Source organism: Halorubrum sp. SS7 (assembly GCF_005435055.1).
GTDB lineage: Archaea > Halobacteriota > Halobacteria > Halobacteriales > Haloferacaceae > Halorubrum > Halorubrum salinarum.
Genome location: NZ_SGXV01000301.1, coordinates 1 through 471 on the forward strand (window position 1 = coordinate 1; position 471 = coordinate 471).

Annotated in this window: 1 protein-coding gene; it reads left to right on the forward strand. The window is 68.6% G+C overall.

What is annotated here, in order from left to right; all coding sequences use genetic code 11:
• The coding region (locus EXE44_RS18125) for a UDP-N-acetylglucosamine 2-epimerase (RefSeq protein ID WP_137718056.1) at positions 1 to 471 on the forward strand (471 nt) is incomplete at both ends.

A 471-nucleotide genomic window follows, 5' to 3' on the forward strand; every position in this document is an offset into this window, starting at 1 on the left:
AGCACTACGACGAGTCGCTGTCCGGGGTCTTCTTCGAGGAGCTCGACATCCCGGAACCGGAGTACAACCTCGGTGTGGGATCGGCGGATCACGCCCCGCAGACGGCCGAGATGATGCGCCTGATAGACGAGGTGATCGAGGCGGAGTCGCCGGACGCCGTTCTCGTCTACGGCGACACGAACTCGACGCTCGCGGCCGCGCTGGTCGCGGCGAAACGGGAACCGATCCTGGCGCACGTCGAGGCCGGCCTCCGGAGCGGCAAGTGGTCGATGCCCGAGGAGGTGAACCGCGTCCTCACCGACCACTGCTCGGACCTGCTGTTGACGCCCGGAGAAAACGCCGCGGAGAATCTCCACGACGGCGGGATCAGGGGCGACGTGGTCGTGACCGGCGACGTGATGTACGACGCCGTCCTCGCCGTTCGCGACCGGGTGCTCGACGGGGACGCTCCCCTCCCGGTTCCGGGGCTCC